23 protein-coding genes are annotated in these 22,905 nt (G+C 67.8%); 7 read left to right on the forward strand and 16 right to left on the reverse strand.

The window, feature by feature from the left end:
* Window positions 1–189: 189 nt before the first annotated feature.
* From AB0M22_RS01995 to AB0M22_RS02010, 4 genes are read left to right on the forward strand one after another with little or no spacing between them, the layout of a single operon-like run.
* Complete coding sequence (locus AB0M22_RS01995; protein ID WP_364719845.1) at window positions 190–1,554, forward strand: glutamine synthetase family protein; 1,365 nt, start codon at window positions 190–192, stop codon at window positions 1,552–1,554.
* Window positions 1,535–2,299 carry a gamma-glutamyl-gamma-aminobutyrate hydrolase family protein gene (locus tag AB0M22_RS02000; protein WP_364719848.1) on the forward strand — a complete coding sequence of 255 codons (765 nt, stop codon included), beginning with the start codon at window positions 1,535–1,537 and terminating at the stop codon, window positions 2,297–2,299. Before AB0M22_RS01995 ends, AB0M22_RS02000 begins: the two co-directional genes overlap by 20 nt.
* Complete coding sequence (locus AB0M22_RS02005) at window positions 2,296–3,657, forward strand: aldehyde dehydrogenase family protein (RefSeq protein WP_364719851.1); 1,362 nt, start codon at window positions 2,296–2,298, stop codon at window positions 3,655–3,657. The genes AB0M22_RS02000 and AB0M22_RS02005 overlap by 4 nt, the downstream gene beginning before the upstream one ends.
* A 28-nt stretch (window positions 3,658–3,685) precedes the next feature.
* Complete coding sequence (locus AB0M22_RS02010) at window positions 3,686–4,450, forward strand: 3-oxoacyl-ACP reductase (protein WP_364719854.1); 765 nt, start codon at window positions 3,686–3,688, stop codon at window positions 4,448–4,450.
* Between the two features lie 110 nt (window positions 4,451–4,560).
* Here the strand turns inward: AB0M22_RS02010 and AB0M22_RS02015 are convergent, their stop codons facing one another.
* From AB0M22_RS02015 to AB0M22_RS02055, 9 genes are all read right to left on the reverse strand, one after another.
* Window positions 4,561–5,127, reverse strand: coding sequence for a hypothetical protein (locus AB0M22_RS02015; RefSeq protein WP_364719857.1), 567 nt, complete (start codon window positions 5,125–5,127; stop codon window positions 4,561–4,563).
* A 398-nt stretch (window positions 5,128–5,525) separates the two neighbouring features.
* The gene (locus AB0M22_RS02020) at window positions 5,526–6,125 is read right to left on the reverse strand and encodes a hypothetical protein (RefSeq protein ID WP_364719860.1); all 600 of its coding nucleotides are present in this window, start codon (window positions 6,123–6,125) and stop codon (window positions 5,526–5,528) included.
* 433 nt (window positions 6,126–6,558) lie between these two features.
* The gene (locus tag AB0M22_RS02025) at window positions 6,559–7,101 is read right to left on the reverse strand and encodes a hypothetical protein (protein ID WP_364719863.1); all 543 of its coding nucleotides are present in this window, start codon (window positions 7,099–7,101) and stop codon (window positions 6,559–6,561) included.
* A gap of 294 nt (window positions 7,102–7,395) precedes the next feature.
* Window positions 7,396–8,697: an MFS transporter gene (locus AB0M22_RS02030; protein ID WP_364721600.1), complete on the reverse strand. Its 1,302-nt coding sequence runs from the start codon at window positions 8,695–8,697 to the stop codon at window positions 7,396–7,398.
* Window positions 8,698–9,020: 323 nt separating this feature from the next.
* A complete protein-coding gene (locus tag AB0M22_RS02035) occupies window positions 9,021–10,430 on the reverse strand; it encodes a nitrilase-related carbon-nitrogen hydrolase (RefSeq protein WP_364719866.1) in 1,410 nt (469 codons plus the stop codon).
* Window positions 10,431–10,505: 75 nt separating this feature from the next.
* Window positions 10,506–11,171 (reverse strand): response regulator transcription factor, encoded by a 666-nt coding sequence (locus AB0M22_RS02040; RefSeq protein WP_364719869.1) that lies wholly within the window; start codon window positions 11,169–11,171, stop codon window positions 10,506–10,508.
* A complete protein-coding gene (locus tag AB0M22_RS02045; protein WP_364719872.1) occupies window positions 11,168–12,316 on the reverse strand; it encodes a histidine kinase in 1,149 nt (382 codons plus the stop codon). Before AB0M22_RS02045 ends, AB0M22_RS02040 begins: the two co-directional genes overlap by 4 nt.
* 105 nt (window positions 12,317–12,421) lie before the next feature.
* Window positions 12,422–13,183, reverse strand: coding sequence for an NAD(P)H-binding protein (locus tag AB0M22_RS02050; RefSeq protein WP_364719875.1), 762 nt, complete (start codon window positions 13,181–13,183; stop codon window positions 12,422–12,424).
* A 100-nt stretch (window positions 13,184–13,283) separates the two neighbouring features.
* On the reverse strand, window positions 13,284–14,171 hold the full coding sequence (locus AB0M22_RS02055) for an NmrA/HSCARG family protein (RefSeq protein ID WP_364719878.1): 888 nt from the start codon (window positions 14,169–14,171) through the stop codon (window positions 13,284–13,286).
* 112 nt (window positions 14,172–14,283) lie between these two features.
* Between AB0M22_RS02055 and AB0M22_RS02060 the strand changes: the two genes are divergently transcribed.
* The gene (locus AB0M22_RS02060; RefSeq protein WP_364719881.1) at window positions 14,284–15,111 is read left to right on the forward strand and encodes a helix-turn-helix transcriptional regulator; all 828 of its coding nucleotides are present in this window, start codon (window positions 14,284–14,286) and stop codon (window positions 15,109–15,111) included.
* Here the strand turns inward: AB0M22_RS02060 and AB0M22_RS02065 are convergent, their stop codons facing one another.
* Together AB0M22_RS02065 and AB0M22_RS02070 are read right to left on the reverse strand one after the other, a co-directional pair.
* On the reverse strand, window positions 15,112–15,504 hold the full coding sequence (locus AB0M22_RS02065; protein ID WP_364719883.1) for a hypothetical protein: 393 nt from the start codon (window positions 15,502–15,504) through the stop codon (window positions 15,112–15,114).
* A 95-nt stretch (window positions 15,505–15,599) separates the two neighbouring features.
* On the reverse strand, window positions 15,600–16,166 hold the full coding sequence (locus tag AB0M22_RS02070) for a TetR/AcrR family transcriptional regulator (protein ID WP_364719884.1): 567 nt from the start codon (window positions 16,164–16,166) through the stop codon (window positions 15,600–15,602).
* 98 nt (window positions 16,167–16,264) lie between these two features.
* On the opposite strand from AB0M22_RS02070, the gene AB0M22_RS02075 reads away from it, so the two are divergent.
* Both AB0M22_RS02075 and AB0M22_RS02080 read left to right on the forward strand, forming a co-directional pair.
* Complete coding sequence (locus AB0M22_RS02075; RefSeq protein WP_364719886.1) at window positions 16,265–16,702, forward strand: hypothetical protein; 438 nt, start codon at window positions 16,265–16,267, stop codon at window positions 16,700–16,702.
* Between the two features lie 116 nt (window positions 16,703–16,818).
* The gene (locus AB0M22_RS02080) at window positions 16,819–18,015 is read left to right on the forward strand and encodes an MAB_1171c family putative transporter (RefSeq protein WP_364719889.1); all 1,197 of its coding nucleotides are present in this window, start codon (window positions 16,819–16,821) and stop codon (window positions 18,013–18,015) included.
* On the opposite strand, the gene AB0M22_RS02085 is transcribed toward AB0M22_RS02080, so the two are convergent.
* The 5 genes from AB0M22_RS02085 to AB0M22_RS02105 form a co-directional block, all read right to left on the reverse strand.
* Window positions 17,936–18,337: a PaaI family thioesterase gene (locus AB0M22_RS02085; protein WP_364719892.1), complete on the reverse strand. Its 402-nt coding sequence runs from the start codon at window positions 18,335–18,337 to the stop codon at window positions 17,936–17,938. The two genes, AB0M22_RS02080 and AB0M22_RS02085, sit on opposite strands and share 80 nt — an antisense overlap.
* 36 nt (window positions 18,338–18,373) lie before the next feature.
* The gene (locus AB0M22_RS02090; protein ID WP_364719895.1) at window positions 18,374–19,591 is read right to left on the reverse strand and encodes an MFS transporter; all 1,218 of its coding nucleotides are present in this window, start codon (window positions 19,589–19,591) and stop codon (window positions 18,374–18,376) included.
* Between the two features lie 76 nt (window positions 19,592–19,667).
* Window positions 19,668–20,834, reverse strand: coding sequence for a transcription termination factor Rho, short form (locus tag AB0M22_RS02095; RefSeq protein ID WP_364719898.1), 1,167 nt, complete (start codon window positions 20,832–20,834; stop codon window positions 19,668–19,670).
* Between the two features lie 347 nt (window positions 20,835–21,181).
* Window positions 21,182–21,874 (reverse strand): hypothetical protein, encoded by a 693-nt coding sequence (locus tag AB0M22_RS02100; protein ID WP_364719900.1) that lies wholly within the window; start codon window positions 21,872–21,874, stop codon window positions 21,182–21,184.
* A 259-nt stretch (window positions 21,875–22,133) separates the two neighbouring features.
* A complete protein-coding gene (locus tag AB0M22_RS02105; protein ID WP_364719903.1) occupies window positions 22,134–22,883 on the reverse strand; it encodes an SDR family oxidoreductase in 750 nt (249 codons plus the stop codon).
* Window positions 22,884–22,905 lie beyond the last annotated feature (22 nt).

Genomic DNA, 22,905 nt, shown 5'->3' on the forward strand with positions numbered 1-22,905 from the left:
TGGAGGATTGGTGCTACGACGGGGTGACCACCGTCGGCACCGCGATGCGCGATGGATCCGAGACCTCTCCGGTGTGACCGAGCCCGGTGCGTCCATCCCGGACTGCCCGCGCTGAAGTTTGTGTGTCCGATCACAAATGCCCGGCTTTTGCTCTAGCGTGGGCACGGTTGGTGCCGAGAGGGGCTGTGGATGCGTAGCGGGATGTTGAGTCTGGCGCGGTTGCGGGAGCTGGTCGCGGTCGGGGAGATCGACACGGTGTTGGTCGCGATGACCGACATGCAGGGTCGATTGCAGGGAAAGCGTTGCGCGGCACAGTATTTCCTGGACGAGGTGGTGCGGCACGCGACCGAGGCGTGCAACTATCTGCTCGCCGTCGACGTGGACATGGCTACGGTCGACGGGTACGCGATCTCGTCCTGGGACACCGGTTACGGGGACTTCGTGCTGCGCCCGGACCTGGATACGCTGCGGCTGGTGCCGTGGTGGCCGGGCACCGCGCTGGTGCTGTGCGATGTGGAGAAGGTGGCGCCCGAGGGGGAGCCCGTCGGGGTGTCGCCGCGGCAGGTGCTGCGCGCGCAACTGGACCGGCTGGCCGAGCGCGGGCTGCGCGCGTTCGTCGGGACCGAACTCGAATTCCTGGTGTTCGACGACAGTTACGAGGCGGCCTGGTCCGCGGGCTATCGCGATCTGCGGCCGGCCAATCAGTACAACGTCGACTACTCGCTGCTCGGCACCGGGCGCATCGAGCCGCTGCTGCGCCGCATCCGCACCGAAATGGACGGCGCGGGAATGTATGTCGAGTCGGCCAAGGGGGAGTGCAACCCCGGTCAGCACGAGATCACCTTCCGCTTCGACGAGGCGCTGAAGACCTGCGACAACCACAGCATCTACAAGACCGGCGCGAAGGAAATCGCCGCCCAGGAGGGGCGCAGTCTGTCCTTCATGGCGAAATACAATGAGCGCGAGGGGAACTCGTGCCACATCCACATCAGCCTGCGCGGGGAATCCGGCGAGGCCGTGCTGGCCGGCGACGAGGCCAACGGATTCTCGCCGCTCATGCGGCATTTCGTCGCTGGCCAGCTGGACTGCCTGCGCGAGTTCACCTACCTGCTCGCGCCGAACATCAACTCCTACAAGCGATTCGTGCCGGGCAGCTTCGCGCCGACCGCCGTCGCCTGGGGCCGGGACAACCGGACCTGCGCCCTGCGCGTGGTCGGGCACGGGCAGTCGTTGCGGCTGGAGAACCGGGTGCCCGGCGGCGACGTGAACCCGTATCTCGCCGTGGCCGCCGCGATCGCGGCCGGGCTGCACGGCATCGAGCAGCGGCTGCCGCTGGAGCCGGAGTTCAACGGCAATGCCTATCGGTCGGAGCGGCCCCGGGTGCCGCGCACGCTGCGCGAGGCCGCGCAGCTCTTCGGGGACAGCAAGGTGGCGCGGACCGCGTTCGGTGATGATGTAGTGGAGCACTACCGCAATGCGGCGAAGGTCGAGCTGGATGCCTTCGACGCCGCCGTCACCGACTGGGAGCGTATTCGTGGATTCGAACGACTCTGAGGTTCAGCCCACCGGAGTTGTGCACACCGGGCCACGGCCCGTGATCGGCTTGCCGACCTACCTGGAGCCCGCGCGGTTCGGCTCGTGGAACGTCGACAGCGCCGTGCTGCCCGCCAGCTATGTGCAGATGGTGGTGGAGGTCGGCGGTATTCCGGTGCTGCTGCCGCCGGTCGGGGTGGCCAGGGCGGAGCTGATCGCGCGGCTGGACGGGCTGGTGCTGACCGGCGGTGCCGACGTGTCGCCGGCTCGGTACGGCGCGACGGAGCACGCGCTCACTTACACCCGGCCCGATCGGGACGAGTCCGAGTTCGAGCTGTACGCGCTGGCGCGGGCGGTGGAGCTGCCGGTGCTGGCGGTGTGCCGTGGTTTACAAGTGGTGAACGTCGCGCTGGGCGGCACGCTGAGCCAGCATCTGCCCGACCTCGTCGGGCATGCCGAGCATTCGGGCACCGTCGGCGGCTTCACCGTCACCGAGGTGGTGACCGTGTCCGGCAGCAAGGTCGCCGCGATCGCGGGGCCGCAGGTGAAGGTCAACTGCCATCACCATCAGGCGATCGACGTGCTGGCCGCGGAGCTGGTGGCCACCGCGCACGCGGCGGACGGCACCATCGAGGCGGCGGAAACGGCGGACGGCCCGTTTCTGGTCGGCGTGCAATGGCATCCGGAGGTGGATGCGGTCGACCGCCGGTTGATCAGGGCGCTGGTCGCGGCGGCCGAAGACTATCGAAGGGAGCGGAATTCGTGACGACAGCGCAGGTGCTCAACCCGGCGACCGAGCAGGTGGTGGCGCGGGTCGAGTTGCTCGGCGAGGCCGAGACGGACGCCGCGATCGAGCGGGCGCAGTGGGCCGCGGTCACCTGGCGCGAGGTGGCGCCGGGGGATCGGGCCAGGATGCTGCGCCGGTTCGGGGACGTCGTCGACGCGCATCTGGAGGAGCTGGCCCAGCTGGAGGTCGCCAACTCCGGGCATACCATCGGCAACGCGCGCTGGGAGGCAGGCAATGTCCGCGACCTGCTGCACTATGCGGCCGGCATCCCGGAACGGTTGCTGGGCAACCAGATTCCGGTCGCGGGTGGGGTGGACATCACCTTCCACGAGCCGCTCGGCGTCGTCGGGATCATCGTGCCGTGGAACTTCCCGATGCCGATCGCGGCGTGGGGGTTCGCGCCGGCGCTGGCGGCGGGGAACACGGTGGTGCTCAAGCCCGCCGAACTGACGCCGTTGACCGCGATCCGGCTGGGTGAGCTGGCGCTCGAAGCGGGCTTGCCGGAACACGTCTTTCAGGTTCTGCCGGGCAAGGGTTCGGTGGTCGGGCACCGGTTCGTGACCCATCCCGCGGTGCGCAAGGTGGTGTTCACCGGGTCGACCGAGATCGGCACGCAGATCATGGCCGGTTGCGCGCAGCAGGTGAAGCGGGTGACCCTCGAACTCGGCGGCAAGAGCGCGAATATCGTGTTCGCCGACGCCGATCTGGAGCGGGCGGCGGCCACCGCGCCGTACGGCGTGTTCGACAATGCCGGGCAGGATTGCTGCGCGCGGTCGCGAATTCTGGTGCAGCGCAGTGTGTTCGATAAGTTCATGGAGCTGCTGGAGCCCGCGGTGCAAGGGGTGAAGGTCGGAGATCCGACGCAGGAGTCCACCGAGATGGGCCCGCTGATCTCCGCCGCGCACCGCGAGCGGGTAGCGGGGTTCATCGAGGCGTCGACCAAGATCGCGTTCACCGGCGATCGGCCCAACGGGCCCGGATTCTGGTATCCGCCAACGGTGGTGCTGCCGGAATCACCCACCGACCGGATCCTCACCGAGGAGGTGTTCGGCCCGGTGGTCGCGGTGCTCCCGTTCGAGGACGAGGCCGATGCGATCCGGATCGCCAACGACACCGAGTACGGGTTGTCCGGCTCCATCTGGACCAACGACGTCGGCCGGGCGCTGCGGGTCTCCCGCGGCGTCGAGGCCGGGAACCTGTCGGTGAATTCGCATTCCTCCGTGCGGTATTGGACGCCGTTCGGCGGATTCAAGCAGTCCGGGCTCGGGCGTGAGCTCGGTCCCGATGCGGCGTTGGCGTTCACCGAAACCAAGAACGTCTTCATCGCCACTCAGTGAACAAACCCCATACCTGACAGGAGATGCCTTGCAGCGCTTACAGGATCGAGTCGCCGTCGTCACCGGCGGCGGAAGCGGCATCGGCCTCGCCACGGTCCGCCGCTTCGCCGCCGAGGGAGCGAAGGTCGTCGTCGCCGATATCGACGCCACCTCCGGTGAGGCGGCGGCCGCCGAAGTCGGCGGCTTGTACGTCAAGGTGGACGTGACCGACGAGGCACAGGTCGAAGCCCTGTTCCAGACCGCCGTCGACACCTACGGCGGGCTCGACATCGCCTTCAACAACGCGGGAATCTCGCCGCCGGAAGACGATTCGATCCTCACCACGGGGCTCGACGCGTGGCGGCGGGTGCAGGAGGTCAACCTGACCTCCGTGTATCTGTGCAGCAAGTACGCCATCGGGCACATGCTGGAACGCGGCAAGGGATCGGTCATCAACACCGCCTCGTTCGTCGCGGTGATGGGCGCGGCCACCTCGCAGATCTCCTACACCGCGTCGAAGGGCGGTGTGCTCGCGATGAGTCGTGAGCTCGGAGTTCAGTTTGCACGCAACGGCATCCGGGTCAACGCGCTGTGCCCCGGGCCGGTGAACACGCCACTGTTGCAGGAGCTGTTCGCCAAGGATCCGGAGCGGGCGGCCCGCCGCCTGGTGCATATCCCGACGGGACGCTTCGCCGAGCCCGAGGAAATCGCCGCCGCCGTAGCGTTTCTCGCCAGCGATGATGCGTCGTTCATCACCGCGTCGCAGTTCCTGGTGGACGGTGGTATCTCCGGCGCTTACGTGACGCCGCTGTAAGAAGTAGCCAAAAGCGAACTCCCGCAACACTTCCTGAGGAAGGTTGCGGGAGTTCGCGTGTGGTCGGCCTGCGATTTCGCCGTGGCGCGGGCGGACCGGACGCCGAAGATCTATGGCGTCGCTGCCGGCGGAGCGGCAGGCGCGGCCTCGGGCGGAGGCGTCGGGCCGCCCTGCGGCTTCAGCAGGTTGTTCAGTTCGGTCAGGCTTCGCGTCAGATTTTCCACGTTGGCTGCGAGGCCGGGGTCGGTCGGGCTGCCTGCGCCGCCCGATTTCAACGGGTCGCTTTGCGGGGTCTGGCCGCCTGCCCCGCCACCCGGCGCGGCTTGCGGCGTGCCACCGCCTGCTCCTGCACCGCCTTGCGGGGCCGCTCCGTCGCCTGCGCCGCCTTGGGGAGCGGCGGCTTGGGGGGCCGCGCCACCTTGCGGAGCAGCGCCTTGCGGGGCCGCGCCGCCCTGGGGAGCCGCGCCTTGGGGGGCCGCGCCACCTTGCGGAGCAGCGCCCTGGGGAGCTGCGCCACCCTGCGGCGTCGCGCCGGGCGCGGCCGGTGCCGGTGCCGGTGCGGCCTGGCCGCCTGCCGCGGGCGGGGATGGTTGGAAGGCATTGGCCTCGGCAACGCCGCCGAACAAGAGTGTCGCGGTGACGCCTGCGGCGGCCGCGGTTCCTAGCAGGATCTTCATGTGTAGCCCCTTCTCGTCTCGAAGTGGTACATGAGTGCAGGTTTATTCAAACGCTCAACCGCCGGTGGTTCGGCACAATGCGAAAAACCGCCCGCCTTGCTGGGGATATGCCGTCGACGGATTCGGGCACTGTCCCCGGGGCATTGGTTCACTATCGATCGGCAGGTCGTCGCCGAGTAACCAACTCGGCGACGACACTGACCAATTCGGCTTTGCTTCGACGCGCAATCCTCACGGCTCGACTGCCTCGCAGCTGCCGCGACGGCGGCAGCGCGGACTGTCGATGAATTCGTCGAGCGGACCGATCGCCAGTTCAGACGTCGAATTGCACCAGGGTGCGTTCCGGCGATGGGCTGGTTTGCCAGCCCGGCTGCGCTGGCTGCGTTGCCTCAATGCGTTCAGCCGCCGAAGCCGAACATGTTGCTCAGGTTCGGCAGGGCGGGCGCGCCGGCTGCTGGTGCGCTTGGTGCGGCGCCGGGATTGCCGGGAGCGGCACCAGGTGCGCTTGGCGCGGGGCCGGACCCCGGCAGGACACCCGGAGGCAGGAGGTTCGCGCCCGGCAGGCTGTTCAAGTCCGGCATGGCCGGAGCTTGCACGCCGCCTTGTGCGCCGCCGCCCTTCGGGTCGACCTGTGCGCCGCCTTGTGCGCCGCCGCCAGGGGTGTTGACGCCGCCCTGTGCACCACCGCCATTCGGGCCGGCTTGAGCGCCGCCTTGTGCGCCACCGCCGGGGGTCTCGACGCCACCCTGTGCGCCACCGCCATTCGGGCCGGCTTGAGCGCCGCCCTGTGCGTTGCCGCCGGGTGTCTGGGCGCCGCCGTTTGCGCCGCCGCCGTTCGGGCCGAGCTGCCCACCGCCCTGCGCGCCGCCCGACGGGGGTGCGGGTTGGCCGGCGGCGGCGAATCCGCCGGTCTGCGGGGTTTCCGCGCCGGCGACGCCGGCGAATACGAGAGACGCGGTCAGTGCTGCTGCGGCCGCGGTTCCTAGCATGATTTTCATGTGGAGCCCCTTCTCTAATCGAAGTGGTACATCCGTACATGCTGATCAAACGTTCAACACGTTAGTGGCTCACATCACAATGAGCAAAACTGGTCGGTATGAAATGAGCCCGGCGTGGCGGAATCTACTCGGGGCGCCGAGTGCTCACTGTGTCCACTTTTGGCGTGGCTACCAGGGGTAATGGGTGAAAATCGGAGAATCTGAAGAATTCGGCCGACTTGATGCGGCGGAGGGCGGAGCTGAAACCGGTGCGCGTCGTCGCCGAGCATGAGGCACGGCGACGACGCCGAACAGTTCCGGTTTCGCTTCGACGCCTGACCCTTTACCGCGTGGGAGGGCGGCTGCCGCCGGGGTTGCGGTGGCGCGGGTAGTTGGTGAATACGTCGGGCGGGTCGATCGGCTGTTCAGTTGCGGGACTGCACCAGGGGGAGTCTCAGTGTGTTGTGCGAGCGGTGGGGGCGGCAGGCGCTTGCCCCGCCGGGGGTTCTGTCTCCCCGCCGGCGCTCGGTGGTGCTGCCTCGGCTCCGCCGCTCGGTTCGGTTTCGGCACCCTTGCTCTTGTCGGCGCCCTTGCCTTTATCGGCGCCGTCGGTCTTGCATTCCTTCTTCTGCGGGGCCGTCTGTTCCGTTTGGTCGCCGGGCTCGCGGGTGGTCTTTCCGGTCGCGCTGCCGGTGCTCGGCAGGATGCCGGCGGCCGGCTCAGGTGCCGGTGGATTCGACTGCGGCTCCGCGCCGGACGGCTCGGATCCGGACTGGTCGCTACCGGCCGCTCCGGGGTCACTCGGGGCGGCGCCGCCGGGGGCGGGATCGGTCTTCTTCTTGCCGTCTTCTTTGCACTTCTCCGGGTCTTGCTTGCTGACCGCGGTGAATCCGCCGATCGATTGATCGGTCTGGAAGGTATTCGCTCCGGCACCGCCGGCTAGCAATAGTGTCGCGGTCAGCCCTGCGGCGGCCGCGGCTCCGATCTTGCCAATCATATGTGTAGCCCCTTCTCGTTTCGAAGTGGTACATGCTGATCAAACGCTCAACACGTTAGTGCCGATCCTTCGAAATGAGCAGGACGCCGGTAGTGCAGGCAAGTCACCCCGATCGCGGCCCGTCCGCCTACACCGCCGAATTCGAATAGATTCGATCCGGCCATTTACCGGAGCGCGCCGCTTTTCCCGATCGAACGAAAATTAAACCTTGAAATCGAAACAAGTCGAGAGTGAACGGGACATGGCCGCCGCGAACGTCGAGAAGTCGCTCAATCATGTCCCATTCGGTGCCGCTTAAGGGGCTACAGCGGCCTTGCCGGGCAGTATCGAGTCCAGGGAGAGGTCGTCGCCCGCATCGGGGACCTCGGTGCCGCGCAGCGATGTTCCGGCGGTCTCGCGCAGGAAGCACCAGGCGACCAGGCCGACGATGCTCGCGCCGACCATGTAGGCGGCCGGGAACAGCGACCAGCCGGTCCACTCGATCGCCGCCTCATTGACCAGCGGTGCGGTACCGCCGAACGCCGCGGTGGAGACGTTGTAGGCCAGCGCGAAGCCGGCGTAGCGGACCTGGGTCGGGAAGATCGCCGGGAAGGTGGAGCTGATCGTGGACAGCTGCGGGACGTACAGCAGGCCGAGCACGACGAAGCCGGTGATCGCCCACGCGGTGCCCTGGCCCATCAGCCAATACAGCGGAATCGCCAGCACGCCCAGCCCGACCAGCGAGAACAACCACATCGGCCGACGGCCGACCCGGTCGGACAGCATGCCGAAGAACGGCAGCACCACCATCATCACGGTCTGACCGATCAGCATCATCGTGGTCGCGCCGGACTCGCTCATGCCGATGGTCTTCTGCAAGTAGGTCGGCTGATAGGTGAGCAGCGTGTAGTTCACGACATTGAGGGCGACGACCAGCCCGGCCATGGTGAGTAGCTCGCGCCGGTAGGTGGTGACCAGTTCGCGCAGGCCACGCAGGCCGCCGGGCGGATGCTTCGTGTCCTCCTCGGCGACCTCGCTGAACACCGGGCTCTCGTCGAGTTTCGAGCGCAGGTACCAGCCGACCAGGCCGAGCGGGACGGCGAGCAGGAACGGGATGCGCCAGCCCCAGCTGTGCATCGCGTCCGAGCCGAACGCGAGCTGGCAGACGAGCACCGTCGCCGAACCGCCGACAAAGCCTGCCAGCGTGCCGAATTCGAGGAAGCTGCCGAGGAATCCGCGTCGCTTGTCGCTTGCGCATTCGGCCAGATAGGTTGCGGCGCCGCCATATTCACCGCCGGTGGAGAAGCCCTGGACGACCCGCAGCGCGATGAGCAGGATCGGCGCGAAAACGCCGATCTCGGTATGCGTCGGCAGCAGGCCGATGGCGCCGGTGGCCGCGGCCATCAGCAGAATCGTGGTGGCCAGCACGGCCTTTCGGCCGATCCGGTCGCCGAGCGGCCCCCACACCATGCCGCCGAGCGGGCGCAGCAGGAACGAGACGGCGAAGCCGAGCATGGTGCCGAGCGTGCCGAGGTCGCCGGGGAAAAAGGCGTCGGTCAGGTAGGTGGCCGTCGCGGCGTAGACGCCGTAGTCGAACCATTCGGTGGCGTTGCCCATCGCGGAAGCGGCGACCGATCGCCGTAGTGGAAAACTCTCGGGGTCCCCGTCAGTCACGTGCGCGTCCTCTCCAGCCCGCCGAACGGACTCGTTTCGGCCCGCCTCCGGGTTCTGACACCAGAGACCGGGCACGAATTAGACCGATACCCACGTTTCAATCCGCGCAAACAGCGACCCTCCGGTGCGTACGCACCGGACGAACATCGCTACCTGCGGTGAAGTGCGTGAATGTCAGAATGGTAACGAATTGATAACAGTGCCGCAACTGGGCGGCACTTGTTCGTCGCCGAGGTAGCGGGCCGACGGGGGCCGAACGCCGTTCGTCAGGGAGACCGCTTGCGCCACGCCGCCCCGCCGAGCGTGACGCCGAACAGTGCCACGCAGGTCCAGCCGAACCAATTCCCGAACCGCGCATACACCGTGCCGCCCGAGGTGAGTGGGATGTCGGCGACTATGGCCCGCGTCACTGTGACATCCGTTGGCGCGGAGGCGAGTACGTGCCCGCGGGAATCGCTGGCCACGAGTTCGCCGAGTTGCGGGGCGCGCGCGACACCCATTCCGGACTCGACGCCACGCTGCACGGCCATCCGGCTGTGCAGCCAGTAGTCGTCGGTGAAATCCAGTGCGGGAACCAGCAGTAATGTCGCGCCGCGCCGTTGGTTCGCCAGGACGAGATCCGGGTGGTCCAGGTCGTAGCAGACCGCCAAGGCCCATGGCCGGCCGGGAACGTTCTGCCACTGCGTTCCCGGTGTGTGCTCGTCCTCCAGTCCGCGAATCAGGTAGTGCTTCGCGTATTGCACGCCGGAGGGATAGTCGATCGCGGCGTTGTAGCTGATCTCGCCGGAGGTCAGGATCAGCCCGGCGATCACCTGAATGTTGCGTCGGGCCGCCACCTCCGTCAGTGGTCCGGACAGTACCGCGAGCGTGGAATCATCGGCACGCCAGGACTTTTCCGGCAGCACCACCGCTTGTGCGCCCTGGTCGGCCAATCGTTCGATCTCGACGACGACCCGTGCCACCATGTCCCGCCCATCGGCCGAATCGACCGGCACGTAGTCCGGCGGCTGCGCCACCGCGACCAGTCCCACCCGCGCCGAATCGTGTTCCTGCGGAACGGCCAACCGCCAGAATCCGAACGCGCCGACCGCAATCAGCACAACCGCCGTCCCGCCGACCGCTCGAAGGCGTTGTGCCGGAGTGACTTCCGGAGCGACGAACACCGAGATTGCCGACGGCACCAGCAGAATCGCAAAGGTGACACCCCACACCCCGGTAAGCGAGGTCGTCTGGATCAGGGGCAACACGTCGGCCTGGGTGTAGGCGATGCTCCACCACGCACCGAACGGACCCGCCACTGCGAGTAGGAATTCCACCGTCACCCAACCGGCGGGCAGCGCCACGACTGCCAAACCGGGCCGTCCGCGTAGCAACAGCGCTCGCGTCACCGTGACGATGCCGCCGTACAGCAACGCAGTTCCGCCGAGCAGCAGAACCGTCACCGGCACAGGCTGTTCGAGCGTTTCGGTGAAGTAGGACCACATCGTCAATTCGCCACCGAGCCAGGACAAATATCCCGCGAGGAAGGCCGTCACCGCCGACGCCCTCGGCACCAGCAACAACACCGGCAGCGGAGCAAGAAAAGCCAACCCGGGCAACGGACGCAAGCCGGTACCGAAATGCCAGAGCAGCGCGGAGGTCACGATCGCCAGCGCGGCGAACAGAAAGCGTTTCACCACCTAGATGTTCGGCACCCGAACTGTCCCGCACATCGCCGAAACGACCGAACCAGGCCTCGCTCGTGCGACGGATCAGCCGGCTACCGCCCCCGGCTTCACCAGCCCCGCCTCGTACGCGAACACCACCGCCTGCACCCGATCTCGCAGCCCGAGCTTCGCCAGCACCGAGCTGACATGCGTCTTCACCGTGTGCTCGCTGACCGTCAGCGCCGCGGCGACTTCGGCATTGGAGAGTCCACGGGCCAACTGCCGCAATGTATCCCGCTCCCGCTCGGTCAGCTCGTCGAGCCGCCGGGCAAGCTCGGGTCGCGGATGTCCGCGCCCGGTCAGCTCGGCGATCAGCCGCCGGGTCACGGTCGGTGCCAATAGAGCCTCGCCGGCGGCGACGACGCGGACCGCGTCGACCAGCTCGTCGCGGCGGACATCCTTGAGCAGGAATCCGCTTGCCCCCGCCCGCAGGGCATCGAAGACATACTCGTCGAGGTCGAACATGGTGAGCACCAACACTTTCGCTGAGGTCTCGGCACAGATCCGGTGGGTAGCGGCCACGCCGTCCAGGCGCGGCATCCTGACGTCCATGACCACCACATCGGGCGTCAGCAGGCGGGCCTTCTCGATCGCCTCCAGTCCGTCGGCGGCCTCGCCGACCACGGTGATATCCGGTTGGGCCTCCAGGATCAGGCCGAAACCTGCTCGGAACAGGTCCTGGTCGTCGACTACGAGCACCCGCATGCTCAACTCCTTTGTCCGAGAGGCAGTTCGGCGGCTACGTCGAATCCGTTGTCCGAGGGGCCATGCCGCAACGTGCCGCCGGTGCCGGTGACTCGTTCACGCATCCCGAGCAGTCCGTACCCGCCGGGCTTCGCCAGCCCCTGACCTGCGCCGTCATCGGAAACCCGCACCGTGAGAAGCTGATCCGACCACCGCAGCGACACCTGCACAGCGGTCGCACGCGCGTGCTTCATGGTGTTGGCCAACGCTTCCTGCACCACCCGGTACGCGGTGACCGCGACGTCGTCGGACACCGTGCGCCGCGCTCCGTCCTCGTCCAGCGACGCGGCCAGCCCGCCGCGCCGCGACAGCTCGACCAGATCGGCGATCGCCTCGATGCCGGGTTGGTGTCGCGGATCGGCGGATTCGCCGCGCAACGTATCCAGACTGCGCCGAAGCTGCTGCACCGCAACCCGGCCGGTGTCCGCAATGCTCGCGAACGTGGCATCCGCCTGCGCCAGATCGGTGAACAGCGGACCGGTCTCGGCCTGGACGATCATCGCGCCGACCGAGTGGGTGACGATGTCGTGCATATCCCTGGCGATCCGCAGGCGCTCCCGGTCCAAGGCCGCGAAGCGTTCCTCGTCGAGCCGCCGGGCGCGTTCCTCGAGCATCTCGATCTGCGTCCGCCGCGCCCGGACACCCGTGCCGAGCGTCCACGCGGTGAGGAAGGACATCGCCGCGTAGGCGTAGGAATCGGGGCTCTCGTCCGGGATGACCAGGGAGATCAGGATGCCTACCACCCCGGCGACGAACGCGCCGCGCCGCCGCACCGGCGGGCTGTACGCGGCGATGGTGTACGCGCATACCACGGTGCCGTAGGGCAGTTCGGGCATCGCGTGCAGGCAGGCGAGCACGGTCATCGCCGGACCGACCACCAGGAAAACCGTGAGCGGTGCGCGCCGCCGCCACAGCACCGGCACGGACGCGACCGCCGACAGCGCGAGCACCCACCAGGGCCGGCCAGCGAAGATCGCGGGCCCGACGGTGGCGAGGGTGACCACGACGGTCAATACGACATCGACCGTGCCGGGCGGGAAGTGCTCGACCCGTTCGATCAGCCGCCGTGTCGCGTCGTCCGCGGCCCGGGTCGCCGCACTGAAAAGCCTCACAAACAATCAGTCTGAACCGTTCGTCCGCCTGATCGCCTCACTCTCCGGACTGATACCAACCTCACCCCCGCGGATGAGGTTGCGGCAGCGCGCCTTCGAGCGGTCTCAGCCGACCTGCTCGGCAAGGAACTCTTCCCAGGTCCGCCGCCCGAGCTGGGTGCCGTCGAAGGTCAGGTTCGCGCCGGCCCGATACACCTTGCCCGCCTTACCCGGCATCCGCACCGGCAGCAGCGGCCGCCGCTTTCCGCTCGCGTGCAGGTAGACGCGCACCAGCTCGGCCAGCTCATACACCCGCGGCCCGGCCAGATCCGGCACCAGCCCGGCCGGTTCGTCCAGCACCAGTTCCACCAGCCGCGCCGCGACGTCGCGCGCGTCGACCGGCTGCAACCGCACCCCGCCCGGAATCGGCACCACCGGCAGCTTCGCCAGCGTGCGCACCGCGTTCAACACCAGATCGTGGAACTGCGCGGCCCGCAACGTCGTCCACGGCACCCCTGACCCGGCGATGATCTGCTCCGCTTCCGCCTTGGCCCGGAAGTAGCCCAGCGGAATCGCGTCCGCCGCGATGACCGAGATGTACACGATGTGTCCCACGGCCGCGCGTGCCGCAGCGTCGACCAGATTCGCGGTGGCCACGTCGTCGCCCTTCGGCCCGCCCGCGAGGTGCAGCACGGTCTCGACCCCGTCGACCGCGGCCGCCACGCCCTCGCCCTTCAGTAGGTCACCGGTCACGTACTCGATGCCGTCCGCAGGCTCGTGCGGGTTGCGGCTCAACAGCCGCACCTTCGCGCCCGCGGCCACCAGCAGCGGAACCACATGCTGCCCCAACGTGCCGGTCCCGCCGGTAACCAGAATCGTCCCAGTCATGATCGTTCCCTTTCGTCCCGGCCGGGAGTCGCCTCCCAGCCACCGCAGCAGCTCTTTACCGATATGACGACGCAGCCGACGCGGATGTGACAATCCGGGATCAGGCCTTCCAATTGCTTGCGTGCAGCCAGGATTCGAGCGTGTGCAGTCCCGGGTGGTCCTTGCGCAGGGTCGCGGTGTCGATGGGCTCGTCGGGGCGGTCGTTGAAGTAGGCGAACATCTTCGCCACCTGCTCGTCGAACGCGCGAACCTGTTCGATCGGGACCTGGTTGCTGCGGGCGGGCAGGCCGGCGACGCGGCCGAAGGTTTCGGCGATCTCCGGTGGGGTGAGGCGGTCGCCGGCCAGGGGGACGGCGCGGTGGAGATAGTCGTCGGGGTGGTCGAAGGCGATGGCGGCGAAGGCGCCGATGTCGTGCACCGAGACGAGCGAGACCGGGATGTCGGCGCGGACCGCGAGATTCAGCACCAGTTCGCCGTTTTCGTCGACTATAGGTCGATTGAAGGCGTTGAAATTGTCCATGAAGAAGACCGGACGCAGCACCGTGGCGGGCAACTCGAGCGACTCGATATGCGCCTCGATGGCGGTCTTCGCCGCGTAATACTCGATACCCGAGTTCTCGTTCGCGCCCTTGAGCGAGCTGTACACCAGATGCTCGATTCCGGACGCCTTCGCGAGGTCGGCCATCGCTTTGCCGCGTCGTTGCTCCGCTTCGATGCCCGCCGGGGTGATGTGGACGCCGGTCATCATGGTCAACATCATGAAGACGCCGTACGCGCCGTCCATCGCTGCCCGCACGGAATCCGGATCATCCAGGTCACCCTCGATCAGATTGGCGCCGGAGTCGCGCAGTGCGCCGGCGGCGGGCGCCGCCAGATCGCGGACGAAAGCGTGTACCTCCCAATCACGTTCGAGCAGTTGCGCAGTGGTCGCCCGGCCCTGCTGCCCGGTGGCGCCGATGACCAGAACCGGTCCTTTGTTGCTGTTCATGTCAAACTCCCTTGGTGTGGTGATCGTGTGTCGATCTCCCGTTGAGTAAGACGTTAGAGACGGGCAGCGGCTTGGTCCTGTTACCAATACTGCTACCTACAAAGGGAATTCGATGAGCGAAAATCAGCGTGCCGAACTGGCGGCATTCCTGCGTGCGCAGCGGTCCCGCGTCCAGCCCGCCGATGTCGGCTTGCCGCCCGATCTGGAACCGGGCCGGCGGCGCACGCCGGGTCTGCGTCGTGAGGAAGTCGCGGAGCTGGCCGGAGTAAGCCTCACCTGGTACACCTGGCTCGAGCAAGGACGCAAGATCGCGGCGAGCCCGCAGGTGGTCGACGCGCTCGCTCGCGCGCTGCGGCTCGACGCCGGTCAGCACCGGCATCTGCGCAGGCTGGCGGGGTTGGCCGATCCGGTGGCCGCGCCGCAGCCGGGGGAGGAGCAGGCGCGGCTACAGCGACTGGTCGATTCGATGACGCCGAGTCCGGCCGTAATCCATGACGGCCGTTTCGATTTCGTGGTCTGGAACGACGCGTACGCGCGGATCCGGATCGATCCGGTCGCGCTCGATCCGGACCGCCGCAACCTGGTGTGGATGATGTTCACCGACGAGGGCAATCGAAAAGCCATGCGCCGCTGGGAACCTGCCGCCCGCGCGGTGCTCAGTCAGTTCCGTGCGGTGGTCGGCCGTCGCCCCGACGACGAGCGGCTGGCCGCCCTCGTCGCCGCCCTGACCGAGGCGAGCCGCGAATTCCGCACCTGGTGGTCGGAATACCCGGTCCGCGACTTCCGCGCCGCCACCATCGGCATCGATCACCCGGCGGCCGGTGCGCTCGATCTCGAACTCTTCCAACTCAGGCTGGTCGAGAACCCGGACCTGCTGCTCGTCCTCCAACTGCCCGCGGGCGACGGCGACCGTCATCGCATCAGCGCCGCGTTGGCGTGATCAGCTGGTCGCAGGCCAGGTTTCCTCGATGATCAGCCGGTCCGTGCGCACCGCCGCGGCGTGGTGTTCGGCGACCAGGTCGGGCGGGTAGGTCGGCCACAGGGTGATGGCGCCGCTGGCCTTGTCGATGGTGCTCACCGTGCCGCCGATGGGCAGCGGGCTTGGCGGAGTGCGGGTTTCGGTGGGTGGCGGCGGGGTGAAGATGGCGACGACGACGAAGCAGCTGTCGAATTCGGTGATCCGATTGGTGATCCCGCGTCCGGCGTCGTCGTCGAAGGACAGGTAGCGCTCGGTGAGGCGTTCGGCTTCGGCGAGGGTCACCGGGGTGGTGCACTCGGTCGGGTAAGCATGGATGTCCATGGTGTCGACGGCGGCCACCGGTGGTGGCGCCAACTCCTTTCCGCAATCCTGGTGCCCCACTGTGCCGTACGCGCGCGCGGGTTGTTCGCGTTGTCCGGGATTTGCTGCCGGACGGCGGAGTTTGCCGGTCAGTCGAAGCGCACGGTGGCGAGCATACGGCGCGCCAGGGTTTCGGGGTCGGTGTCGCCGGCCAGGCTCGAATTGTCCAGCGCCCCTTCGCGCCACAGCGCGGCGAAACCGTGCACCAGCGACCAGGCAGCCAACTGCGTGGCCTGCTGTTGCTCGACGTCGCCGGGGCGGATGACGGACACGCCGTTGCGCAACGCGGCCGCCGAACGCAGGCGCGCCTCGTCCAGGCGCGGATCGTCGGCGCGTAACAGGCTGTGCCGGAACATCACGTCGAAATGCCCGGGATGCTCGCGCGCGAACCGGATGTAGGCGACGGCGACCTCGCGGAAGTCGCCGGCCGCCTGCGCGAGCTCGGCGGCCAGCAGTTCGAATCCCTCGATCGCGAGCGCGGTCAGCACGCCGGCCCGGTCGCCGAAGTGATGTGCGGGCGCCGCGTGCGAGACGCCCGCCCGGCGGGCCAGTTCGCGCAGGGAGACCGCGTCGACGCCGTCGCTCGCGATCTGGTCGGCCGCTGCCGCCAGGATGGTGGCCCGCAGATCGCCGTGGTGATAGCCGCTCTTCGCCATGTCTCGATGGTGCCCGAGAATCTAGTCATTGACAAGTTTGCGGCACGGTTCTAATCTTTCCAGTGTCAAGATTGATCGTTGGAACGTAGGAGACCCTGATGGCACCGCTGGTTGTACTCGCCGTCGTCACCGCACTGGCTCGGCTCATCGGCCGGCTGGCCGGGCCCGAATGGCTGGATTCCTGGCCGCACGCCGTCGCACTCGGCCTGGCGGCCATGTTCGCACTGACCGCCAGCGCGCACTTCCTGTCCCCGCGGCGGGAGGCCCTGGTCGCGATGGTGCCGCCGAAGCTGCCGAACCCGGCCGCACTGGTCGCCCTCACCGGCGTCCTCGAACTGGCGGGCGGGGCCGGGCTGCTCATCCCGGCCACCGCGAAACTCGCCGCCGGCGCGCTGATCGTGCTGCTGATCTTCCTGTTCCCGGCCAACATTCGCGCCGCGAAGGCCGATCTGGGCATCAAGACCATGCCGCTCCCGCTGCGCACCGCCGTCCAGGTCGTCTTCATCGCGGCCCTGGGTGTGGTCCTGTTCGGCTGAAACCGGGAAAGCCCGCCCCGGCAACGAGAACCGTTGCCAGGGCGGGCTTTGTCGTGTTCCGTGTAGTCCATGACGAGTCGAAGCCCACGTGCGGTAACGGGCTCCGGAGACCGGCCTTGACCGCGTGGCTGACCTCCGGAACGGTTGCCTGGTCCGTGATCGGCTACGTCTCGATCATCACCGCCGGGCGGTTGTTCCTCGTCCGGGAAACCCTGCTCGATCAGGTGATCAATCGCCTGTTTCTGTGGAGCCTCGGCACTCTGCTGCTGTACCGATGCACGCTGACCCCGTTTCTCACGGGCCTGGCGAATCAGCTTGCGCTGGGCGGCATCCTGCTGACCACAACGCATCTGGCCACGATCGCCGGCTCGGCCGAGGCGGATGCCGATCCGGCGATCGTGTGGCGCCGCCACCGCCTGGACAGCTTGATCGCCGTGCTCGCGACGGTCGTGATCATCGTCGCCGGCACCTCCGCCCGCAACGATGGACGGCTGGTCCCGATGAATCCCGACTGGGAAGGCATCCTCACCGGCATCGCCTTCGGCATTCCGTTGCTGTGGCACACGGTGGCCTTCAGCGGCATGGGCATCCGTGAACTGCGGTCCGGCGATCTGCCCGCCCGGGAGCGGATCGTGCTGTTCATCATGACCGGATCCACGGTGTACATCTGGGTCTGCGTAGGACTTTCGGTCGCGCAGACCTTCCTCGGCTGGCCCGTGCTGGGCCCGCAATTGCCACGGATCGCCGCGGCATTCACGCTCTGCATCCTGCTCAACGTCACCATTGTCGCCGTGCCGCTGGTCCGGGTCTTGATCACGAAGGCTGGCCTGGACAGTGCGGCGCGCTCGTGCCGCAGGCTGCTGCCGCTGTGGCGCGACCTGACGGCCGCGGTGCCCGAGATCGTGCTCGCCCCGGCGGTTCCGGCGCGCATCGATGCCACTGCGCGGTTGCTTCGGATGACCGTGGAGATCCGGGACGCGCTGCTGCATCTCGGGCCGTATCTGCCTGCGGCGCCTGCCGTTCCGGTGCCGGCTGCCGCTCGTCGGCGGGAATCGGACTGGGCGACAACCACCTACGCGCAGCGCTTGGCCGAGGCCACGCACGCCAGGAAGCACGGGCTCAGGCCGGCTGGGTCAGGTACCGCGGGGCAGCTACCGTTGCTCGCCAACGATTTCGACACCGAACTGCGGCAACTTCTGGACCTGGCTCGGGTGTGGTCGGCGACGCGCCCGTCTACAGCACGGCTTGGGTCTGGGTTACCTTTCCGACCAGTTTGCCCGCGTCATCGCGGATTTCGGTCTCCACCACGATGAAGGTGCGGCCGGCGTGCAGTGCGGTCGAGGAGGCGGTGGCGTAGCCGGAGCGGACCGCGCGGACGAAGTTGGTCTTCGATTCGACGGTGGTGGTGCCCGCCTTGCCCTCGGGCAGGTTCAGGTAGGCGCAGACCGCGCCGGTCGCGTCGGCCAGCGACATGAGCACCCCGCCGTGCAGGACGCCGCCGAGGGTGCACAGGGATTCGTCCCAGGCGATCCGGCTGCGCACCAGGTCGGGGCCGTGTTCGAGCACCTCGATACCGAGCCGCTCGGTGAACGGCATGGTCTGGTGGAACAGCTTGGTGCCCGGCTCATCGATCATGGTCGCGATCCTGCCCGATCCGCCGCCGCTGGTCGATTACCCGCGAGGTAAGGGCTGCGGATCAGGCCAGGTGCGATGCTGCGCGGCGTGCGTGGCCACCGCGATGATCGTCAGTGTGGCGACGAATCCGCCGAGGAACATCACGGTGGTGGGTGAGCCGCGGTCCACCACCAGTCCGCCGGCCAACGCTCCCAGCGAGAACGTGGCCTGGAACGACGCGGTGAACAGCACCGAGGCCGCTTCCGGCGCGTGCGGCACCGCCTTGGTGAACCAGGTCTGCGTGGACACCGGGATCGCGCCGTAGCCGATGCCCCAAATGATCAGCAGGACAAGCGCTCCCGCCTCCCCTCGGCTGAAGACCGGCAGCAGCAACATGGCGCCTGCCATCAGCGCCGCGGCGCAGCCGAAGGTGGCGTGCGGTCGCCGCACGATCGCGGCACCGCCGAGGAAGTTACCGAGAATGCCTGCGGTGCCGTAGATCAGCAGCAGCAACGTGATCATGCCCGGTCCGAGCTGCGGCACCTGTTCGAGGAACGGTGTCACGTAGGTATAGGCGCCGAAATGCGCCAGCACGACGAGAAACGTTGTCAGCAAGGCGAATCGAACATTGATGCCGCGCAGCGACTCGCGCAGCACGGCCGCTCGGGTGACCGTGCGGGCCGGCAGCGGCGGCAGGAACGCCATCAGCATGCCGAGCACTACCGCCGAGAGCACCCCGACGACCACGAATGTCATTCGCCACCCGGCGATCTCGCCGAGCAGCGTCCCCGCGGGCACGCCGAGCACGGAACCGAGCGGCACCGACGAGAAGATCACCGCAGTGGCCCGGCCCACCGACGGCTCGGGCACCAGCCGCTGGGCCAGCCCGGCCGCGATGGACCAGAACCCGCCGATGGTCACGCCGACCAGCACCCTCGACGCCAACACCACCCAGTACGCGGGTGCGGCGGCCACCAGCGCATTGGCCAGTACGAGCAGGAACATGAACAGGCACAACATGATTCGCCGGTCGATGCGTCCGGTGGCTACGGTGGCCACCGGCGCGGTGACCGCGGCGATCAGCCCGGGCATGGTCATCATCAGCCCGGCCATGCCGTCGGAGATGGTGAAGTCGGCGCCGATCGAGGTGAGCAGGCCGATCGGCAGGATCTCGGTGGTGACGATGGCGAAGATCGCGATCATCACCGAGACGACGGCGAGCCAGCCGGTCAGGCGGCCGCGGGTAGGGGCGGGGTCGGCGAGAAGTGTGGACACGCAGCCCAGTTCAGCAGCGGCGCGACGGGGAATCCGGCGGGTTTACGCCACCACCGTATCCAGGGCGAAAACCCGCTCAGCCGCGTCCGGCGCGCATCGGGGCGAGGAATTCGGCGTTCGTCTCGGACTTGCGCAGTCCTTCGAGCAACAGGTCGAGGGCCTGTTGATTGTCCAGTGTGGCAAGGGTTTTGCGCAGGGTGTGGGTCGCGGCCAGCTCGTCGGGGCCGAGCAGCAGCTCGTCCTTGCGGGTGCTGGACTGGCCGATGTCGACGGCCGGGAAGACCCGGCGGTTGGCGGCGACGCGGTCCAATTTGAGCTCGGCGTTGCCGGTGCCCTTGTACTCCTCGAAGATCACCGTGTCGGCCAGCGAGCCGGTCTCCACCAGCGTGGTGGCGATGATGGTGAGCGAGCCGCCGTTCTCGATATTGCGGGCGGCGCCGAGGAAGCGCTTGGGCGGGGCGAGCGCGGAGGCCTCCACGCCGCCGGACAAGACTCGGCCGGAACCAGGGCTGGCCAGGTTGTAGGCGCGGGCGAGGCGGGTGAGCGAATCGAGCAGGACGACGACGTCGCGACCCATTTCGACGAGTCGTTTGGCGTGTTCGATGGCCAGTTCGGCGACCGCGATGTGTTCGCGGGCGGGCTGGTCGAAGGTGGCCGCGGCGACGTCGGCGGGCACGGCCCTGGTGAGGTCGGTGACCTCCTCGGGGCGCTCGCCGACCAGCACGAGCATGAGTTCGCATTCGGGGTGGTTCTTCGCGATGCCGTGCGAGATGGCTTGCAGTACAGAGGTTTTGCCCGCTTTGGGCGGTGCGACGATCAATGCGCGCTGACCCTTGCCGATGGGCATGACGAGGTCGGTGACGCGGGTGGTCATGGCGTGCTGTTCGGTTTCCAGGCGCAGGCGTTCGTTGGGGTAGATGGGCACCAGGTCGGCGAAGGCGGGGCGGTTGCGGATCTTGTCCGGGTGCTGCCCGTTGATGGTGCCGACCGTGCGCAGTGGCGCGGGTTTGCCGTTGCTTCCTGCGGATTGCGTTGTGCCGGTGAGGAAGTCGCCTCGGCGCAGGCGGTGTTCGCGAATCAGTCGCTGCGGTACGGCGATATCGTCCGGGCCGGGCAGGTAGCCGTCCAGGCGTAGGGTGCCGCGGTTGTCGGTGAGGTCGAGGATGCCGGTGACGGTGCGGGTCTGCGGCGCTTCGGTCACTCTGTCCTCGGTGTCCGTGTCGTTGATTGTGTTGGTGTTCATGGGATTTCCTTCTGGGGAGTGAGTTTTCGGGTACGGCGAACGGCCGTGAATGCGACGGCATGGTGCACGTCGCGGAGTGGGGATCCTCGGGGTATTCCGGAACGGCTCTGTCGACCGGGTCGGAAGGGGGATCTCGAAAAAATCTTGTGGGAGAACTACCTACATCCACAAGGAGAAGACGTGGCCGAGAGTACAGGCTCGATCATCGGCGCGCAATGGTCTCGATCTGCTCAACGACGGTCGCCGCGGAAGTATTCCCTGGACGGCGGGCGGGGTCGGGCAACGACGACAAGGCCCGGCAGGCGACGAAGAGTCACCTGCCGGGCCTCGGCGGTTATCGGTGTTGCTTACCCGTAGACGGAGCTGAAGAACTGCACCGCGCTGGCGATGCCGACCGGTACGCCGAGCAGGATCATGCCCGCCGCGGCGCCGAGCGCGATGCCGACTCCGGCGCCCGCGATGCACAGGCCGATCGGGCCGGCGAAGAACGTCGGCACCACGAGCGGCGCGCCGATGATCGCACCCGCGACACAGCCGAGGGCGCCGCCGACGATCGTGCCGACCAGCGTGCCGATGGCGGTGGCCAGGCCGAACTGGGTGGCCGCCGTACTCAGCGCGGTGTTGAAGTCGGCGCCCGCGACATCCTTGGCCGCGACCGGCTGCAACATCGTGGCGGGATGGGCGTCCGCCGCATCTGTGCTCGGCGTGAAAGTGGCGGTGTTGCCGTCGATCTGGGCCGCAATCGGCCATTCCATGCCGTCTTTGAGATAGGTCAGCGGCATGCCAGCAACCAAGTTGCCCTGATTATCCAGAACCTGGAATTGCGTGCCCTGTGTCGTCAGCGACCCGGCGTCGGTCTTCAGTACGACCGATTTGTCGACCACATTCGCGGTGTAGTGGATGCCGGGCAGAATATCGGTCTGCACGGTCGACCCCGGTACGGGGGCCGGCGCGGCAGGCTCTGCGTAGGCGGTGCCGCTTGTGATCCCGACAGCCGCGATAACCAGCGTGGACGCGGCAGCGAACTTCTTGACCCTCATACTTTTCAAACACTTTCCTCAGCAGGAGCACCGTCGGCACTTCGGGGAGCACGAGCCGGCGCGGCCCATCAATACGAACCTGTGCAAAGGCTCGTCGCACTTTATTACGGAGATGTAACAAGCGGCGCAAGGGAAACGTCAAATAGAAGTGGAATATGTTAAAGAAACATAAATTCGGACATTTGGCTAACTTTTAGCATCCGATAATGTGGCGCGCGACACGTTATTTCGTAATTCACGAGCGGCGCGCAACCGCGACTCAGCTGATGCGCGCGACGATCGCGCCCGGCAATATCGGCAGCACCCGATCCAGCACGCGCCACGGCCACGCGGGTACGCATGCGCGCCGCTGTTCCTTCTCGATCGCGCCGACCATCGCCGCCACGCCCTTGTCCAGCGGCGCGACCAACCGCGTATCGCCGGACTTGGCGGCCATGTCGGTGGCGATGAACCCCGGCAGCAGCGTGGTGACCGCGATCGGCGACTTCGCCAGTTCGGTGCTCAGCGCCTGCCCGAGCGCGGCCAGCCCCGCCTTGCTCGCCGAGTAGGCGGCCTTCTTACCCGGCAGCCCGCGCACCGCGCTCATCGAGGACACCAGCACCAGATGCCCGGCGTTCTGCTCGCGGAAGATCTCCAGCGCCGCCTCGGCCTGTGCCAGCGCGCTGACGAAATTCGTGGTTGCCGTGGCGATATTGGCGCGCGCCCGGCCGGTGCCGAGGACCGCGCCCTTGCCCAGGCCGGCATTGACGATCACGCGGTCCAATCCGCCGAGCTCGTCGCGCAGCTCGCCGAAGACCCGCGGCACCGCCGCGTGCTCGTCCACATCGAGCGCGCGCACCGCGACGGTGATGCCGGGATGTGCCGCCACGAGTTCGTCGCGCAGCTCTTCGAGCGCGGTCAGCCGTCGCGCGCACAGCGCGAGGTCGCGGCCCTTACCCGCGAAGTCGCGGGCCATCGCGGCGCCGAGGCCCGCGCTCGCGCCGGTGATCAGAATCTTGGTCCTCGTCATGGGCCTGACCCTAGCGAGGCGG

It is taken from the genome of Nocardia sp. NPDC051756, from assembly GCF_040681495.1.
In the GTDB taxonomy this organism is placed as follows: domain Bacteria; phylum Actinomycetota; class Actinomycetes; order Mycobacteriales; family Mycobacteriaceae; genus Nocardia.

Coding starts and splice junctions, on each gene's coding strand:
- AB0M22_RS02015 (WP_364719857.1), bottom strand. CDS start 5,127: ATGAAGATCCTGCTAGGAACCGCGGCCGCCGCAGGCGTCACCGCGACA.
- AB0M22_RS02085 (WP_364719892.1), bottom strand. CDS start 18,337: ATGATCGATGAGCCGGGCACCAAGCTGTTCCACCAGACCATGCCGTTC.
- AB0M22_RS01995 (WP_364719845.1), top strand. CDS start 190: ATGCGTAGCGGGATGTTGAGTCTGGCGCGGTTGCGGGAGCTGGTCGCG.
- AB0M22_RS02100 (WP_364719900.1), bottom strand. CDS start 21,874: ATGAGGGTCAAGAAGTTCGCTGCCGCGTCCACGCTGGTTATCGCGGCT.
- AB0M22_RS02105 (WP_364719903.1), bottom strand. CDS start 22,883: ATGACGAGGACCAAGATTCTGATCACCGGCGCGAGCGCGGGCCTCGGC.
- AB0M22_RS02050 (WP_364719875.1), bottom strand. CDS start 13,183: ATGACTGGGACGATTCTGGTTACCGGCGGGACCGGCACGTTGGGGCAG.
- AB0M22_RS02055 (WP_364719878.1), bottom strand. CDS start 14,171: ATGAACAGCAACAAAGGACCGGTTCTGGTCATCGGCGCCACCGGGCAG.
- AB0M22_RS02030 (WP_364721600.1), bottom strand. CDS start 8,697: ATGGGCAACGCCACCGAATGGTTCGACTACGGCGTCTACGCCGCGACG.
- AB0M22_RS02025 (WP_364719863.1), bottom strand. CDS start 7,101: ATGATTGGCAAGATCGGAGCCGCGGCCGCCGCAGGGCTGACCGCGACA.
- AB0M22_RS02020 (WP_364719860.1), bottom strand. CDS start 6,125: ATGAAAATCATGCTAGGAACCGCGGCCGCAGCAGCACTGACCGCGTCT.
- AB0M22_RS02075 (WP_364719886.1), top strand. CDS start 16,265: ATGGCACCGCTGGTTGTACTCGCCGTCGTCACCGCACTGGCTCGGCTC.
- AB0M22_RS02095 (WP_364719898.1), bottom strand. CDS start 20,834: ATGAACACCAACACAATCAACGACACGGACACCGAGGACAGAGTGACC.
- AB0M22_RS02060 (WP_364719881.1), top strand. CDS start 14,284: ATGAGCGAAAATCAGCGTGCCGAACTGGCGGCATTCCTGCGTGCGCAG.
- AB0M22_RS02070 (WP_364719884.1), bottom strand. CDS start 16,166: ATGGCGAAGAGCGGCTATCACCACGGCGATCTGCGGGCCACCATCCTG.